Raw genomic sequence first — 16016 nt, 5'->3', positions numbered from 1 at the left:
ATGTCTCCTGGTTTGGTTCTAAAGATTCTTAGTTTTTCTTGAGCTTTGCGGCCAGTTGCTGGGCAACGATCGCAACCTGCCTGGCGCCGTGCGGCACGAGGAAGATGACGAGGAACAGCAGCACGCCGAACACCGCGCCCGAAAGGCCCTTGGAAATGCCTTCCGCGATGTTGGGCACGAAGATGATGAAGGCGCTTCCGACGATCGAGCCGGGCAGCCAGCCGACGCCGCCGACCACCATGCCGAGGAACAGCGAGATCGCGAGCTGGATCGTGTAGCCGTCGGGCGCCACGAACTGCACCGCGATGGCGCCGAGACCGCCGGCGACACCGGTGATGCCGGCCGAGACGCCGAACGCCAGCGTCTTGTACAGCGCGACGTCGACGCCCATCGCGGAGGCCGCGATCTCGTTGTCGCGGATCGCCATGAAGGCGCGCCCCGAACGCGAGCGCAGCAGGTTCACCGAGGCGAGGTAGATCGCGATCGAGACCGCCAGGGTGAAGTAATAGAGCCACATGTCCTGCGACAGCGGCAGGCCGAACGGGGCGTCCGGCTTGGTGACCACGAGGCCCTGCACGCCGCCGGTCCACTGCTCGAAATAGCCGAGCTTGAGCAGCTGCGGCATCGCGGTAGCGAGCGCAAAGGTCGCGAGCGCCAGATAGACGCCGCTTAGCCGCAGCGCCGGCTGGCCGAACAGGAAGCCGAAGCCGAAGCAGACGATGCCGGCGATCGGCAGCGTGAGGGCATAGTTCATGCCCGCATGCTCCATCAGGATCGCCGAAGTATAGGCGCCGACGGCGTAGAACGCGCTCTGGCCGAGCGAGAACTGGCCGCTTCCGCCGGTCAGGATGTTGAGCGCCATCACCGCCAGCGCGTAGATCAGAAGCATCGTCATCTGGAAGATGATGAAGTTCTTCACGAACAGCGGGATGATGATCAGTGCGGCGAGCACGACGAGCGAGGTGCCATAGCCGAGCGTCATGGCGCGCTTGGGCACGGCCTCGACGGCGGGGGCTTCAGTTACGATTTCTTCAGCGGCGCTCATGATCAAACTCGCTTGACGATGGCGCGGCCGAACAGGCCTGCCGGTTTGACGACCAGGACGACGATGATCAGCGCAAGCGCGATCGGAAGTTTCAGTTCATTGCCGACGCCGGGGATGTAGGTGCCGACCAGGTTCTCGAAGATGCCGACCAGGAAGCCGCCCATCACGGCGCCGAACGGCGAGCTCAGGCCGCCGAGCACGGCCGCGGCAAATCCGTAGATCAGCACGCCGAGCATCATGTTCGGTTCGAGGAACACAACAGGGGCGATCATCATGCCGGCGATCGAGCCGATCGCCGATGCCATGCCCCAGCCCAGCGCGATCATCCACGAGGTGTTGATGCCGACGAGGCGGGCCGATTCAGGCAGCGAGGCGGCGGCGCGCATCGCAAGACCGACCCGGGTGAAGCGGAAGAAGAAGAACAGCAAGAGCAGCATCAGCAGCGTGATGCCGATCATGCCGGCCTGGTGGGTCGAGATCAGCTGGCTGCCGAGGAACGGCGAGGAGCCGAACGGCGTCGGATACTGCTTGATGGTGAAGTCCCAGATCAGGCCGGCGACCGAGTTGATGATCGCATAGAGCGCGATGAAGCCGGCGACGTTGGTCAGGATCGGGGCCTTGGCGAGCGGCTTGAACAGCAAGCGCTCGATGACGATGCCGGCGGCAAACGAGAAGGCAACCGTGAGCACGAAGGCGCCCCAATACGGCACACCCCACTGCATCAGCTGCCAGGACACGAAGGTCGAGAACATCGCCATTTCGCCCTGGGCGAAATTCAGATGGTCGATGGCCTGGTAGATCATCACCACCGCGAGCGCCATGCAGGCGTAGATCGCGCCGGTGGCGATGCCGGCCAGGACCTGGTTGGCAAAAAGCTCCATTGTGCCAGCTCCTCAGTAGCCGAGATAGGATTTGCGGACGTCTTCGTTGTTCGCGATGTCCTTGGCATTGCCCGACATCACGATCCGTCCGGTTTCGATCACATAGGCCTGGTCGGCGAGCTCGAGCGCGAGCTGCGCGTTCTGCTCGACCACCAGGATGGTCACTTTTTCCTCGCGATTGATCTTGCCGAGGATGCGGAACAGGTCGCGCACGATCAGCGGCGCGAGGCCGAATGACGGCTCGTCGAGCAGCATCAGGCGCGGCCGCAGCATCAGCGCGCGCGCCACCGCGAGCATCTGCTGCTCGCCGCCGGACAGCGTGCCGGCCTGCTGGGTGTAGCGCTGCTTCAGCACCGGGAAATGGTCGTACATCCGCTCGATGTCGGAGCCGATCGCCTTCTTGTCGGGGCGGCTGATGGCGCCGAGCTGCAAATTCTCCTCCACCGTCATGTTGGTGAAGGTACCGCGGCCCTGCGGCACATGGGCGATGCCGAGACGGACCACATTTTCAGTGGAACGTGTGCCGATCGGCTTGCCCTCGAACTCGATCGCGCCGGTCGAGCGTACCATGTTGCAGATCGCCCGCAGCGTGGTGGTCTTGCCGGCGCCGTTGGCGCCGAGCAGCGTGGTCAGCGAGCCCTCGTTGAGGGAAAAGCTGAGGCCGTGCAGGGCCTGGACCTGGCCGTAATAGGCGCGCAGGTCCTTGACGTTGAGCATCGCGGTCATTGGTCCTTGCTCCCCAGATAGGCCTTGATGACATCAGGGTCGGCCTGGACCTGGGCCGGCGTGCCTTCGGCCAGCTTGCGGCCGAAATTGAGCGCGACGACGTGGTCGGCGATCGACATCACGAGACCCATGTGATGCTCGACCAGCAGCACCGTAATTTTACGGTCATCGCGGATTTTGCGGATCAAATCGCCGAGCACATAGACTTCCTCGTGATTGAGGCCGCCGGCCGGCTCGTCGAGCAGCAGGATCTTCGGATCTGCGGCCAAAGCGCGCGCCAGCTCGACGCGCTTCTGGGTGCCGAAGGGAAGCCCCGAAACCACGGTGTGGGCGACGTCCTCGAGATCGAGATAGCCGAGAATGTCGTGCACCTTCTTGTTCATGTCGTTCTCGCCGCGGCGGACCCAGGCGAGGCGCAGCGAGTCGCTGACGATGTCGCTCGAGGTGCGCGCATGCGCGCCGACGCGCACATTGTCGATCACGGACAGATTGGGAAACAGCGCGACGTTCTGGAAGGTGCGGCCGATGCCGATCTCGGCGATCCGGTGCGGCGGGCGCGACAGGATGCTCTTGCCTTCCATCAGGATGTCGCCGGACGACGGCTGGTAGAGCCGCGACAGGCAATTGAACAGCGTGGTCTTGCCGGCGCCGTTCGGTCCGATCAGGCCGAGAATCTGTCCATGGCGCATGTCGAACGACACGCCATTGAGTGCGATGATGCCGCCGAACACGACGCTGACGTCGCGAACCGCGAGCAAGGGATCATTCCCTTGCGCGAGCTGTGCCTGCGTCATCTCGTCTCGCCCGCCGTCTTCGAGCGGTGCGAGCTATCCTGCGATGTGCTTCGCCGGACGTGATGGAGGCTATCTGATCCCCTCGGCCAAACGTGCAACTTTCCCTCCTACTCTAGACTTTTTGCTTTGTTCTTTTTTGGATTGCGGCGCCATCCCACCGAGCGCCTGCTCGATGTTCCTTACCATCGCGACAAGACGAGGTCCAATGTCGTTGAGCAATCTATCTTCCGTGAAACGGAATGCCGGCGCGCCGCAATTGAAGGCGTAAGGACCGGTTCCGTCATTCAATCTCAATGCAACGCCAACCGCGGCGACGTCGTTCTGCCAATCGCCGGTCGACATGGTGAAGCCGTGCTTCGCCACCGTCTCGCCGGAGCGTTCGATGCCGTCACGCATCTTGGCCCAGCGGCTGCCATAGTGATCCCGCAGCTCACGCAGTAAAGCGGCGCGATCGTCAGGTGGCAACGCCCAAATATAGGCACGCCCCATCGCCGTGGTTGCGATCGGCACCCGCGAGCCGACGTCGAGTTGCACGCCGAGCGCCAGGCCGTTCCGGCTCTGCCCGAAATAGATCATGCTGTGACGATCGCGGCCGCCGACCGCGACGGCACCGCCGGTCGCGCGCATCACTTCTTCTCGATACGGCTCGGACAAATGCCGAACGCCGAGATTGGCGAGCGCGGCATAGCCGAGCGCCATCGCCGACGGTGCGAGCTGATACTTCTCGAATTTCGGTACAGGTGTAAGGTATCCCAGCTTGGTCAGCGTGTAAGTCAGCCGGGAAATGGTTGGCTTCGGTAATTTGGTGCGGGCTGCAATCTCCTGATTGCCGAGCAGCCCGTCATTGGGTTGAAATGCGCGCAGGACGTCTAGTCCGCGGGAAAGCGCGACGACGAAATTGCGATCGGTCGCTGCTTTCTTGCTGGCGCGCTTCATCCCTATCCTTGTCCTGCCCTTGTCATGCTCGTTGACAAGGCTCGTGCTTCAAAATAACCCTCCGTGTCAAGATGTGGAATTAAATTTCGCAGTGCGAAATTGGTCTAATCGTAGCGGCTCAACGCAAGTCGTGCAGCTACTCAACACAAGTTCAAGAACAAGCATCCAGGGAGAGTCCCGGTGAGTGAAGTCGTCAAGCTCGAACGTCATGACAACATTGCCGTCGTCACGGTTAACAGTCCGCCAGTGAACGCGCTGAGCGCGGCCGTGCGCGGCGGCATCTTCGAGTGCATCAAGAGCGCTATCGATGACGCGCAGGTCCAGGGCATTGTGTTGACCTGCGCCGGCCGCACCTTCATCGCCGGCGCCGACATCACCGAATTCGGCAAGCCGCCGAAGCCGCCCGGCCTCGCCGAGGTGCTGAGCCTGATGGAGAGCTCGCCGAAGCCGATCGTTGCCGCGATCCACGGCACCGCGCTCGGCGGCGGCCTCGAGGTCGCGCTGGCCTGCCACTATCGCGTCGCCACCAAGGATGCCAAGCTCGGTCTGCCCGAGGTGAAGCTCGGCCTGCTGCCGGGCGCCGGCGGTACCCAGCGTCTGCCGCGCGCGGTCGGTCCCGAACTCGCGGTCAAGATGATCGTCGGCGGCGACCCGATCGGCGCCGACGCCGCGCTGAAGGCCGGCCTGATCGAGGAGATCGTCGAGGGGCCGGCCTCGGGCGGTGAGGCATTTGCGCGCAAGGTGGTCGCCGAGAAGCGTCCGCTGCGCAAGTTGCGCGATGACGACAGCAAGCTCGCCGCGGCCAAGGCGGATCGTTCGATCTTCACCAACGCGGTCGCCGCGCTGACCAAGAAGTCGCGCGGGCTGGAAGCGCCGTTCGCCGCTGCCGATGCCGTCGGCGCCGCGATCGACCTGCCGTTCGAGGAAGGCCTGAAGAAGGAGCGCGAGGGCTTCCTCAAGCTGATGAACGGCGACCAGTCCAAGGCGCAGCGTTACGCCTTCTTCGCCGAGCGCGAAGCCGCCAAGATCTCGGGCGTCCCCGAGGGCACCAAGGGTCGCAACGTGGCGCGGGTCGCCATCCTCGGCGCCGGCACCATGGGCGGCGGCATCGCGATGTCGTTCGTCAATGCCGGCATCCCGGTCACCTTGATCGAGACCGGCGAGGAGCAGCTCAAGCGCGGCATGGGCATCATGCAGAAGAACTACGAGGCAACCGCTGCGCGCGGCGGCATCCCGGCGGACGCGCCCGCCAAGCGGATGGCGCTGATCAACGGCGTCGTCGGCATCGAGAACGTCGGTGACGCCGACCTCGTGATCGAGGCGGTGTTCGAGACCATGGCGATCAAGAAGGAAGTGTTCGGCAAGCTCGACCAGTATGCCAAGCCGGGCGCGGTACTCGCCTCCAACACCTCCTATCTCAACATCGACGAGATCGCGCAGTCGACCAAGCGTCCGCAGGACGTGCTCGGCATGCACTTCTTCTCGCCGGCCAACGTCATGAAGCTGTGCGAGATCGTTCGTGCCGACAAGACCGCGCCGGACGCGCTGGTGACTGCGGTGTCGATCGCCCGCAAGATCGCCAAGGTGCCGGCCGTGGTCGGCGTCTGCGACGGCTTCGTCGGCAACCGCATGCTGGCGCAGCGCGGCAAGCAGTCCGAGAAGCTGCTGTTCGAAGGCGCGCTGCCGCAGCAGGTCGACGCGGTCGTCACCAAGTTCGGCATGCCGATGGGCCCGTTCGCGATGGGCGATCTCGCCGGTCTCGATATCGGCTGGCGCTCGCGCAAGGACCGCGGCATCAAGTCTGAGATCGCCGATGCGCTATGCGAAGCCGGCCGCTTCGGCCAGAAGACCGGCAAGGGCTACTACAAGTACGAGCAGGGCTCGCGCGCGGCGCTGCCCGATCCGGAGGTCGAGAAGCTGATCGACGAGACGCTGGCGCGCCTCGGCCGCAAGAAGCGCGTCGTCAGCGACGACGAGATCCTCGAGCGCATGATGTACCCGATGATCAACGAGGGCGCGAAGATCCTCGCCGAGGGCATCGCGGCGCGTCCGTCTGATATCGACGTGGTCTGGCTCTATGGCTATGGCTGGCCGATCTATCGCGGCGGTCCGATGTTCTGGGCCGACACGGTCGGCCTCAAGCACATCGCCGATCGCCTGGCCTTCTACGCCAAGGAGACCAACGATCCCTCGCTCGAGCCGGCGCCGCTGCTCAGGAAGCTCGCCGACGAAGGCAAGACCTTCGCCTCGCTCGCAGCGCCGTCGAAGGCGGCGTGATCGGGCGACGGCCCAACCATGTGTCGTTCCGGGGCATCGCGAAAGCGATGAACCCGGAACCCATTGCGCCTCGGCGCATGCGGCCTGATGGATTCCGGGTCTGGCCCTCTGGGCCATTCCGGAATGACGACTTCATAGAGTCCCTGCGAAGGCATCCATGACCTATCCCGGCGAACAATATTATCCGAGCGGCGTGCAGTGGAGCGACGAGGTCACGCGTGGCACGCTGCCGGACCTGCTTGCGACTGCGGCCGCCGAGTATGGCGGGCGCCCGGTGCTCGAATTCCGCGACCGGCAGATCAGCTACAGTGATCTGGAATCCCTGGTCGAGACTGCGGCCGCCGCCTTCATGCGCGCCGGCTACGGCAAGGGCACTTCGGTCGCGCTGTTCCTCGGCAACTCGCCGGATCATCCGATCAATTTCTTTGGCGCGCTGAAGGCCGGCGCCCGCGTCGTGCATCTGTCGCCGCTCGACGGCGAGATCGCGTTGTCGCACAAGCTGTCCGATTCCGGCGCGCGGGTGCTGGTCACCAGCAATCTCTCGGCGCTGCTGCCGACCGCGCTGAAGTTTCTCGCCAAGGGTCTGCTCGATCGTCTGATCGTTTGCGAGGATGACAATTGGGGCAAGGCCGGCACGCCGCAGACGGCGCTGCCCGACAATCCCGCCATCATCACCCACAAGCAGTTCATCGACGGCGCGACCAAGCCGGCGCAATGGCCCGCGGTCGACGTCGAGGACGTCGCGCTGCTGCAATATACCGGCGGCACCACGGGCCTGCCCAAGGGCGCTATGCTCAGCCATGGCAATCTCACCGCGGCGGTCTCGATCTATGATGTCTGGGGCAAGCCCGCGCGGCTCGAACGCAATGCGGTCGAGCGCGTGATCTGCGTGCTGCCGCTGTTTCATATCTATGCGCTGACCGTGGTGCTGCTGTCGGCGATCCGGCGCGGCCATCTGATCTCGCTGCACCAGCGCTTCGACGTCGAGGCCGTAATGCGCGACATCGAGGTCAAGCGCGCGACGGTGTTTCCGGGCGTGCCGACGATGTGGATCGCGATCGCCTCGCTGCCCGATCTCGACAAGCGCGATCTCTCCTCGCTGGTGGTCGCCGGTTCCGGCGGCGCGCCGCTGCCGGTCGAGGTCGCGAAGGTCTTCGAGCGCCGCGTCGGCATGAAGCTGAAGAGCGGTTGGGGCATGACCGAGACCTGCTCGCCCGGCACCGGCCATCCCAAGGAAGGACCGGAGAAGCCGGGCTCGATCGGGCTGATGCTGCCCGGCATCGAGATGGACGTGGTGTCGCTGGAGGATTCCACCAAGGTGATGCCGGTCGGCGAGGTCGGCGAGATCCGCATCCGCGGCCCGAACGTCACCAAGGGTTACTGGAATAGGCCGGCGGAAACCGCCGAGGCCTTCGTCGGCGACCGCTTCCTCACCGGTGACATCGGCTATATGGACACCGACGGCTATTTCTATTTGGTCGACCGCAAGAAGGACATGATCATCTCCGGCGGCTTCAACGTCTATCCGCAGATGATCGAGCAGGCGATCTACACCCATCCCGCCGTGCAGGAAGTGATCGTGATCGGTATTCCTGACGATTACCGCGGCGAGGCCGCAAAGGCCTTCATCAAGCTGCGCGACGGCGAGAAGACATTCTCGGTCGACGAGCTGCGTGCGTTCCTCACCGGCAAGGTCGGCAAGCATGAATTGCCGGCGGCGGTCGAATTCGTCGACGAACTTCCGCGCACGCCGGTCGGCAAGCTGTCGCGTCACGAATTGCGTCAGCAGCAGCCGAAGACATCGCAATCGCAGCAACAGACCGCATCGGGATCGCGCTCATGACCGGGCCTGTTCGAGCTGTTGCAGTCATTCCGTCGTCCCGGCCAAGCGAAGCGCGAGCCGGGACCCATACGCCGCGGCCTCTGCAAAAGGCACATGCGGCAGCCGGCTTTGCCAGTTGCGATGGCCGGTGGTTATGGGTCCCTGCTTTCGCAGGGACGACGGCGAGCGAGTTGTGAACTTATTGAACTTCAAAAGGAGGATCCGATGGATCTCGCTTTCACCAAGGAAGAGATAGCGTTTCGCGAGGAGGTGCGGGAGTTCTTCAAGAACAACGTGCCGCCGGAGACAAGGCGCAAGCTGCAGGAAGGCCGCCATCTGTCGAAGGACGAGATGGTCACCTGGTGGCGCATTCTCAACAAGAAGGGCTGGGGCGTCACCCATTGGCCGAAGGAATATGGCGGCACCGGCTGGAGCACCGTGCAGCACTACATCTTCAATGAAGAGCTGCAGTCCTATCCGGCGCCGCAGCCGCTCGCCTTCGGCGTCAGCATGGTCGGTCCGGTCATCTACACTTTCGGCAATGAGAAGCAGAAGAAGGAATATCTGCCGCGCATCGCCAGTGTCGACGACTGGTGGTGCCAGGGCTTCTCGGAGCCAGGCTCGGGGTCGGACCTCGCCTCGCTGAAGACCAAGGCCGAGCGCCGTGGCGACAAGTGGATCATCAACGGCCAGAAGACCTGGACCACGCTCGCCCAGCACGCCGACATGATCTTCTGCCTCTGCCGCACCGACAACAATGCGAAGAAGCAGATGGGCATCTCCTTCATCGTGTTCAGCATGAAGTCGAAGGGCGTCACCGTGCGTCCGATCCAGACCATCGACGGCGGCCACGAGGTCAACGAAGTGTTCTTCGACGACGTCGAGGTGCCCTACGAGAACCTGATCGGCGAGGAGAACAAAGGCTGGGATTACGCCAAATTCCTGCTCGGCAATGAGCGGACCGGCATCGCCCGGGTCGGCGTGTCGAAGGAGCGGCTGCGCCGCATTCGCGCGCTGGCCTCCAAGGTCGAGTCCGGCGGCCGTCCTGTGATCGAGGATCCGGCGTTCCGCGAGAAGCTCACGGCCTGCGAGATCGAGCTGAAGGCGCTCGAGCTGACCCAGCTCCGCGTCGTCGCCGACGAAGGCAAGCACGGCAAGGGCAAGCCCAATCCGGCATCCTCGGTGCTCAAGATCAAGGGCTCGGAAATCCAGCAGACCACCACCGAGCTGCTGATGGAGATCATCGGTCCGTTTGCCGCGCCCTATGACGAGCACGGCGACGCCGGCTCGAACGAGAGCATGGATTGGACCGCGCAGATCGCGCCGAGCTACTTCAACAACCGCAAGGTTTCGATCTACGGCGGCTCCAACGAGATCCAGCGCAACATCATCAGCAAGGCCGTGCTGGGACTTTGATTTCTCTCCCTCTCCCTGCGCTTCGCGGGGAGAGGTGAAGAGCTCCCGGTTTCGGTAACGACTTTCAGTTTAAGGGAACGAACATGGATTTTGATCTGTCCGAGGAGCAGCGGCTTCTCAAGGAAAGCATCGACGGGCTGCTCACCGATGCCTACGACTTCGATGCGCGCAAGAAGTACATGAAGGAGAAGGGCGGCTGGAGCAAAGCGCTCTGGGGCAAGCTCGCCGAGCAGGGCCTGCTTGGTCTGCCCTTCGCCGAGACCGACGGCGGCTTCGGCGCCGGCGCGGTCGAGACCATGATCGTGATGGAAGCGCTCGGCAAGGCGCTGGTGGTCGAGCCTTATCTCGCCACCGTCGTGGTCGCCGGCGGCTTCCTGCGCCATGGCGGCTCGGCCGAGCAGAAGGCCAAGTACATCCCCGGCATCATCGACGGCAGCAAGACCTTCGGCTTTGCGCAGCTTGAGAAGAATTCGCGCTACGACCTGTTCGACGTCGTGACCACGGCCAAGAAGAAGGGCAGTGGCTGGGTGATCGACGGCGAGAAGTTCGTCGTGCTCAACGGCGAGAACGCCGACACCTTGATCGTGACCGCGCGCACCAAGGGCGGTCAGCGCGACAAGGCCGGCATCGGCGTGTTCCTGGTTCCGGCGGATGCCAAGGGCGTCACCAAGAAGGGCTATCCGACCCAGGACGGCCTGCATGCGGCCGACATCACCTTCACCAATGTCGAGGTCGGTGCTGATGCGGCGATTGGCGATCCCGAGAATGGCCTGCCGCTGATCGAGCGCGTCGCGGACGAAGCCCGCACCGCGCTGTGTGCGGAAGCGGTCGGCGCGATGGACGAGTCGCTCAAGGAGACCGTCGAGTACATCAAGACCCGCAAGCAGTTCGGCGTTGCGATCGGCTCGTTCCAGAGTCTGCAGCACCGCGCCGCCGACATGTTCGTGGCGCTGGAGCAGGCCCGCAGCATGTCGATGTTCGCGACCATGGCGTCGGACTTTAGCGATGCCAAGGAGCGTTCCTCCGCGGTCGCGGCCGCCAAGGTGCAGGTCGGCAAGTCCTTGAAGTTCGTCGGTCAGCAGTCGATCCAGCTTCATGGCGGCATCGGCATGACCATGGAGGCCAAGATCGGCCACTACTTCAAGCGGCTGACCATGATCGAGAACACGCTCGGCGACACCGACTACCACCTCCGTCGCGTCAGCGAGGGCGGCGGGCTGTTGGCCTGAGATGTCGTTGCCGGGCTTGACCCGGCAACCCATCGCTCTTGAAAAGATGGATGCGCGGGTCAAGCCCGCGCATGACGAGCCTTCCTAGAAGTCAGGGAAACAACAACAATGAAAAACACCCCGTTCGATCTCACCGGCCAGGTCGCCGTCATCACCGGCTCGAGCCGTGGCATCGGCCGCTCCTCGGCGGAGCTCTTGGCAAAACTCGGCGCCAAGGTCGTGGTCTCCTCGCGCAAGGCGGATGCCTGCCAGGAGGTCGCCGACGGCATCAAGAAGGCCGGCGGCGACGCGCTCGTCATTCCCTGCAACATCGCGCGTCGCAACGAGGTCGAGGCGCTGGTCTCGGGCACGATCAAGCACTACGGCAAGATCGACATCCTGGTCTGCAACGCCGCGGTGAATCCGTATTACGGGCCGCTGCTCGACATCACGGACGAAGCCTTCGACAAGATCATGGGCTCGAACGTCAAGAGCAACATCTGGCTCTCCGCGCTGGCGATCCCGCAGATGGCCGAGCGCGGCAAGGGCTCGGTCGTGATCATCTCGTCGATCGGTGGCTTGCGCGGCTCGACCGTGATCGGCGCCTACGGCATCTCCAAGGCGGCGGATTTTGCGCTGTGCCGCAGCCTCGCCGGCGAATGGGGGCCGAAGGGCGTGCGGGTCAATTGCGTGGCGCCGGGCCTGGTGAAGACCGATTTCGCCCGCGCGCTGTGGGAGGATCCGGACAATCTGAAGCGCCGCACCGCGTCGACGCCGCTGCGTCGTATCGGCGAGCCCGACGAGATCGCGGGCGCGGTCGCCTATCTCGCCTCCGACGCCTCGACCTTCATGACTGGCCAGACCATCGTGGTCGACGGTGGTGTGACGACGGCGGCGACGTAGCCGCTTGCTTGTCCTTGCCTCTCCCGCTTGCGGGGGAGGCCGACGCGCGTAGCGCGGCGGGTGGGGGTCTCTCCGCGACGTGACTCGTGGAGAAACCCCCACCCCAGCCCTCCCCCGCAAGCGGGAGAGGGAGCGCAGCCCACCTGGGGCTTCCAGCTCTGCCTCAGACCTGCGCCAGCGCCCGCTCGAAATCCTCGATCAGATCGTCGGGATGCTCCAGCCCCGCCGAGAAGCGAATAAAGCCTTCGCTGATGCCGAGCTCGGCGCGGGCCTCCGGCGCCAGACGCTGATGCGTCGTGGTCGCGGGATGCGTGACCAGGCTCTTGGCATCGCCGAGATTGTTGGAGATGCGCGAGATCTTCAGCGCGTTGAGGCAGCGGAACGCGCCGGCCTTGCCGTCCTTCACCTCGAAGCCAACCAGCGTCGAGCCGGCGCCCATCTGCTTCTTCACCGTCGCGGCCTGCGGATGATCCGCGCGGCCGGGATAGACCAGCCGCGTGATCTTCGGATGGTTGGCCAGCGCCTCGGCGATCTTCGCCGCGTTCTCCGTCTGCGCGCGGACGCGGACGCCGAGCGTCTCCAGCCCCTTCAGCAGCACCCAGGCGTTGAACGGCGACAGCGACGGGCCGGTCTGGCGCATGAAATTGTGGATGTGCTCGGCGATGAAGGCCTCCGACGACAGGATGACGCCGCCGAGACAGCGGCCCTGGCCGTCGATATGCTTGGTCGCGGAATAGACCACGACGTCGGCGCCGAGCGACAGCGGGCTCTGCCAGATCGGCGTCGCGAACACGTTGTCGACGATCAGCCGGGCACCGCCGCTGTGGGCGATCTTGGCGATCGCGCCGATATCGAGCACGTCGAGCGTCGGATTGGTCGGGCTCTCGAGGAAGAAGGTCTTGGTGTTCGGCCGCAACGCGCGCTGCCATTGGTCGAGATCGAGACCGTCGACCAGCGTGGTCTCGATGCCGTAGCGCGGCAGCAGATCCTGTACCACGTAAAGGCAGGAGCCGAACAGCGCCTTGGACGCCACCACATGATCGCCGGCCTTCAGCGGCGCGAGGATCGCGGTGGTCACCGCGGCCATGCCGGTCGCGGTCGAGCGCGCGGCTTCCGCGCCCTCGAGCTCGATCATGCGGCGCTCGAACATCGCAATGGTCGGGTTGGAATAGCGCGAATAGATGAAGCCGGGATCCTGGCCCTTGAAACGCGCCTCGCATTGCTCGGCGCTGTCGTAGACGTAGCCCTGGGTGAGAAATAGCCCTTCCGACGTCTCGCCGAACTGCGAGCGGAGCGTGCCGCCATGGACCAGGCGGGTTTCGGGACGAAAGCGGGCGGTATCCTTCGATTCAGACATGTGACCTCCGAAGTGGCCATTTTCCTTTCGAAAATGGCCACAAAAAAACCGGCCTGGAGAAACCTCCACAAGCCGGGATCACACTGTCCCCGGCCTGTTTAGCGACTTATTTAACGTGGCTGCAAGCCGGCCGGCTCAAATCACCACGGGATAAGTGCAGCTGATATTCCCTCGCGCCCTTTCCGTCAAGACGGTCATCGGATAACCCGTAAAAGCCCATGTTTTGGGGCTTGATGGCCGCCTGGAGTATGATTTTAGGCCATCCCGAGGGACCGTGCCGTGTCGTTCACGCTGGAAGATGAATCCAACGGAATCCTGCCCGACCGCATGATCGCGGAGATGGCGGAGGCCGGCCTCATTCTGCCCGCCTATGATTTCGTCGAGAGCCAGATCCAGCCGGCGAGCCTCGACCTGCGGCTTGGCGACATCGCCTACCGGGTCCGCGCCAGCTTCTTGCCGGGGCCCGATGCCACCGTCGCCGAGCGGATCGACCAGCTCAAGCTGCACGAGATCGACCTGTCGGACGGCGCGGTGCTGGAGACCAATTGCGTCTACATCGTCCCGCTGCTGGAGAGCCTGGCGTTGCCGCCGGAGATCGTGGCCGCGGCCAACCCGAAGAGCTCGACCGGACGGCTCGACGTCTTCACCCGCGTGATCGCCGACGGCACCCGCCGCTTCGACATGATCGGCGCCGGCTATCACGGCCCACTCTATGCCGAGATCTCGCCGAAGACGTTTCCCGTGCTGCTGCGCGAGGGCTCGCGGCTCAGCCAGGTCCGCTTCCGGATCGGCGAGGCGACCTTGACCGCCGACGAGCTCGATGCGCTGCATGCCGCCGAGCGGCTGGTCGACGCCGACAATGCCGATCTCACCCATGGCGTCGCGCTCTCGGTCGATCTCTCCGGCGAGAGCTCGGGCGGTTTCGTCGGCTATCGCGCCAAGCGCCACACCGGCGTGGTCGATATCGATCGCCGTGGCGGCTATTCGGTCGACGAGTTCTGGGAGCCGATCAAGGCGCGCTCCGACGGCAGCCTCATCCTCGATCCCGGCGAGTTCTACATCCTGGCTTCGAAAGAGGCGGTGCAGGTGCCGCCGGACTACGCCGCGGAGATGGTGCCGTTCGATCCTCTGGTCGGCGAATTCCGTGTTCACTACGCCGGCTTCTTCGATCCCGGCTTCGGCTATGCCGGCGCCGGCGGCAAGGGCGCGCGCGCCGTGCTCGAAGTACGCTCGCGCGAGGTGCCGTTCATTCTCGAGCATGGCCAGATCGTCGGCCGCCTGGTCTATGAACGCATGCTGGAGCGCCCCGATGCGCTCTATGGCCAGCGCATCGGCTCGAACTATCAGGCGCAGGGCTTGAAGCTCTCCAAGCATTTCCGGGTGTAATTCCGTTTCGCGCGCGCGGAATTCCGTAGCCCGGATGAAGCGCAGCGAAATCCGGGATGGTGCATACGCGGATTGAGCTGCCCCGGATTGCGCTTCGCTGCATCCGGGCTACGATCATGCGCGCGAGGCTTGATCTCGCCAACAAGAACAGCGGGAGTAAGCATGATCGGAGAGCAGGACGCGCGCGAGGCGCAATGGCGGAAGTGGCGCAGCGTCGCCGATCTCTATCACGCCTTCTTCACCGGGCTGATCCTCACAGTTGTCACGCGCCGCGGCACCGCTGATGCCGCCGAGTTCGTCTTCCGCGTGTTTCGCCGCCAGCAGCAGGAGCGCTTCCTGCCCGGCCTGAAGAAGCTCGGCCTCGACGGCCTGCCGCCGGCGGTCGCGGCCGCGCAGTATCACTATCTCTCCAACTGGATCGGCGGCGTACATGTCGAATACATGCATGAGACCGACCGCAAGGCCTGGATACGCTATCCGCCGCCGCGCTGGATCTGGAAGGGCACCGCGATCTGCGGCGTGCCCGGCGAGGTCTCGCGCGCGATGCTGCGCGGCTGGCACGCCAACAACGGTGTCGCGCTCGGCGATCTCAGGCTCGGCTTCGTCTGCACCAAGCAGAGCGTCGACGGCCAGGACGGGCTCGAAGGCTATTACTGCGAATATGATCATCCGCTCGAGCTCGACCAGCGCCTGGTGTTCGCGCGCCATCTCGAGGCGCCGGCGTTCGATCCGATGACCGCGCCGGCGTTGCCGGTCGACAGCTGGCCGAAGCCGCGGTTGGAGAAGGCGTATCGCAACTACGCGATGGAATATGTGAAGACGGCCGCGCCCGTGATCGTGCAGGTGTTCGGGCCCGAGGATGCGAGCTATCTGCTGCATCTCACCGGCAAACTGATTGGCATGCAGTATTTCGACGAGGTCGCGCAGGCGCTCGGCGGCAGCCGTGGCCGTGCCACGGAATTTGCCGCATTCTTGCGCACGCTGTTCGAGTCGCAGGATGATATCGCAGACATCAGCGAGTCCGAGGGCCAGTTCGAGATCCGCCAGCAGGGCTGGAAGCTGATGGCCGATGTGGCCGACTATCATCCGGCCTGCGCCAGCGTATTGACTGGCCTGTTCGAAGGCCTGGCGGCCGGCTGCGGACGGCACATTCCGGTGCATCTGAGGCCGAACAGCACCGCCGCCGCGCCGTTCGTCTGGTCGATCGGCTAGATCAGAGGTTCATCTGGGTTCACCTGCAATCGCGCAGGCCCCCCTTGCGTCCC

At 64.4% G+C, this 16016-nt stretch carries 13 protein-coding genes and 1 riboswitch; of the genes, 7 read left to right on the top strand and 6 right to left on the bottom strand.

Going from position 1 to position 16016, the window contains the following annotated elements; genetic code table 11:
* Window positions 1-28 precede the first annotated feature (28 nt).
* The 5 genes from JQ616_RS04670 to JQ616_RS04650 all read right to left on the bottom strand — a co-directional run bounded on the left by JQ616_RS04670 (window position 29) and on the right by JQ616_RS04650 (window position 4382).
* Window positions 29-1045 (bottom strand): branched-chain amino acid ABC transporter permease, encoded by a 1017-nt coding sequence (locus tag JQ616_RS04670; RefSeq protein ID WP_212012573.1) that lies wholly within the window; start codon window positions 1043-1045, stop codon window positions 29-31.
* A gap of 2 nt (window positions 1046-1047) precedes the next feature.
* The gene (locus JQ616_RS04665) at window positions 1048-1926 is read right to left on the bottom strand and encodes a branched-chain amino acid ABC transporter permease (RefSeq protein ID WP_024581729.1); all 879 of its coding nucleotides are present in this window, start codon (window positions 1924-1926) and stop codon (window positions 1048-1050) included.
* 12 nt (window positions 1927-1938) lie between these two features.
* A complete protein-coding gene (locus tag JQ616_RS04660) occupies window positions 1939-2652 on the bottom strand; it encodes an ABC transporter ATP-binding protein (protein WP_212012571.1) in 714 nt (237 codons plus the stop codon).
* A complete protein-coding gene (locus JQ616_RS04655) occupies window positions 2649-3446 on the bottom strand; it encodes an ABC transporter ATP-binding protein (protein WP_095731499.1) in 798 nt (265 codons plus the stop codon). The genes JQ616_RS04660 and JQ616_RS04655 overlap by 4 nt, the downstream gene beginning before the upstream one ends.
* Window positions 3447-3515: 69 nt before the next feature.
* Entirely contained in the window at window positions 3516-4382 is an 867-nt protein-coding gene (locus JQ616_RS04650) for an IclR family transcriptional regulator (RefSeq protein WP_212012569.1), read from the bottom strand.
* Between the two features lie 180 nt (window positions 4383-4562).
* Between JQ616_RS04650 and JQ616_RS04645 the strand changes: the two genes are divergently transcribed.
* The 5 genes from JQ616_RS04645 to JQ616_RS04625 all read left to right on the top strand — a co-directional run bounded on the left by JQ616_RS04645 (window position 4563) and on the right by JQ616_RS04625 (window position 12008).
* Window positions 4563-6659 carry a 3-hydroxyacyl-CoA dehydrogenase NAD-binding domain-containing protein gene (locus JQ616_RS04645; protein ID WP_212012567.1) on the top strand — a complete coding sequence of 699 codons (2097 nt, stop codon included), beginning with the start codon at window positions 4563-4565 and terminating at the stop codon, window positions 6657-6659.
* Window positions 6660-6816: 157 nt separating this feature from the next.
* Window positions 6817-8502, top strand: coding sequence for a dicarboxylate--CoA ligase PimA (pimA, locus tag JQ616_RS04640; RefSeq protein ID WP_212012565.1), 1686 nt, complete (start codon window positions 6817-6819; stop codon window positions 8500-8502).
* 204 nt (window positions 8503-8706) lie between these two features.
* Window positions 8707-9897 (top strand): pimeloyl-CoA dehydrogenase large subunit, encoded by a 1191-nt coding sequence (gene pimC, locus JQ616_RS04635; protein WP_212012563.1) that lies wholly within the window; start codon window positions 8707-8709, stop codon window positions 9895-9897.
* 83 nt (window positions 9898-9980) lie between these two features.
* A complete protein-coding gene (gene pimD, locus JQ616_RS04630; RefSeq protein ID WP_212012561.1) occupies window positions 9981-11126 on the top strand; it encodes a pimeloyl-CoA dehydrogenase small subunit in 1146 nt (381 codons plus the stop codon).
* Window positions 11127-11234: 108 nt separating this feature from the next.
* Window positions 11235-12008 (top strand): SDR family NAD(P)-dependent oxidoreductase, encoded by a 774-nt coding sequence (locus JQ616_RS04625; protein ID WP_024581738.1) that lies wholly within the window; start codon window positions 11235-11237, stop codon window positions 12006-12008.
* A 163-nt stretch (window positions 12009-12171) separates the two neighbouring features.
* Here JQ616_RS04625 and JQ616_RS04620 read toward each other — a convergent pair whose 3' ends face one another.
* Window positions 12172-13365: an O-succinylhomoserine sulfhydrylase gene (locus JQ616_RS04620; RefSeq protein WP_212012558.1), complete on the bottom strand. Its 1194-nt coding sequence runs from the start codon at window positions 13363-13365 to the stop codon at window positions 12172-12174.
* A 77-nt stretch (window positions 13366-13442) separates the two neighbouring features.
* A riboswitch (SAM riboswitch) is annotated at window positions 13443-13522 on the bottom strand.
* Between the two features lie 122 nt (window positions 13523-13644).
* Here JQ616_RS04620 and JQ616_RS04615 point away from each other — a divergent pair.
* Together JQ616_RS04615 and JQ616_RS04610 are read left to right on the top strand one after the other, a co-directional pair.
* Window positions 13645-14751: a 2'-deoxycytidine 5'-triphosphate deaminase gene (locus JQ616_RS04615; RefSeq protein WP_212012556.1), complete on the top strand. Its 1107-nt coding sequence runs from the start codon at window positions 13645-13647 to the stop codon at window positions 14749-14751.
* A gap of 162 nt (window positions 14752-14913) precedes the next feature.
* On the top strand, window positions 14914-15963 hold the full coding sequence (locus tag JQ616_RS04610) for a hypothetical protein (RefSeq protein ID WP_212012554.1): 1050 nt from the start codon (window positions 14914-14916) through the stop codon (window positions 15961-15963).
* The last annotated feature ends 53 nt before the right edge of the window (window positions 15964-16016 follow it).

Origin of the sequence: Bradyrhizobium tropiciagri, from assembly GCF_018130545.1 — a bacterium.
In the GTDB taxonomy this organism is placed as follows: domain Bacteria; phylum Pseudomonadota; class Alphaproteobacteria; order Rhizobiales; family Xanthobacteraceae; genus Bradyrhizobium; species Bradyrhizobium tropiciagri_A.
The sequence above is the reverse complement of the archived record's forward strand: the minus strand, read 5'-3'. Positions and strand labels throughout refer to the sequence as shown.

Coding starts and splice junctions, on each gene's coding strand:
- JQ616_RS04650 (WP_212012569.1), bottom strand. CDS start 4,382: ATGAAGCGCGCCAGCAAGAAAGCAGCGACCGATCGCAATTTCGTCGTC.
- pimD (WP_212012561.1), top strand. CDS start 9,981: ATGGATTTTGATCTGTCCGAGGAGCAGCGGCTTCTCAAGGAAAGCATC.
- JQ616_RS04610 (WP_212012554.1), top strand. CDS start 14,914: ATGATCGGAGAGCAGGACGCGCGCGAGGCGCAATGGCGGAAGTGGCGC.
- JQ616_RS04665 (WP_024581729.1), bottom strand. CDS start 1,926: ATGGAGCTTTTTGCCAACCAGGTCCTGGCCGGCATCGCCACCGGCGCG.
- pimA (WP_212012565.1), top strand. CDS start 6,817: ATGACCTATCCCGGCGAACAATATTATCCGAGCGGCGTGCAGTGGAGC.
- pimC (WP_212012563.1), top strand. CDS start 8,707: ATGGATCTCGCTTTCACCAAGGAAGAGATAGCGTTTCGCGAGGAGGTG.
- JQ616_RS04660 (WP_212012571.1), bottom strand. CDS start 2,652: ATGACCGCGATGCTCAACGTCAAGGACCTGCGCGCCTATTACGGCCAG.
- JQ616_RS04655 (WP_095731499.1), bottom strand. CDS start 3,446: ATGACGCAGGCACAGCTCGCGCAAGGGAATGATCCCTTGCTCGCGGTT.
- JQ616_RS04670 (WP_212012573.1), bottom strand. CDS start 1,045: ATGAGCGCCGCTGAAGAAATCGTAACTGAAGCCCCCGCCGTCGAGGCC.
- JQ616_RS04620 (WP_212012558.1), bottom strand. CDS start 13,365: ATGTCTGAATCGAAGGATACCGCCCGCTTTCGTCCCGAAACCCGCCTG.
- JQ616_RS04625 (WP_024581738.1), top strand. CDS start 11,235: ATGAAAAACACCCCGTTCGATCTCACCGGCCAGGTCGCCGTCATCACC.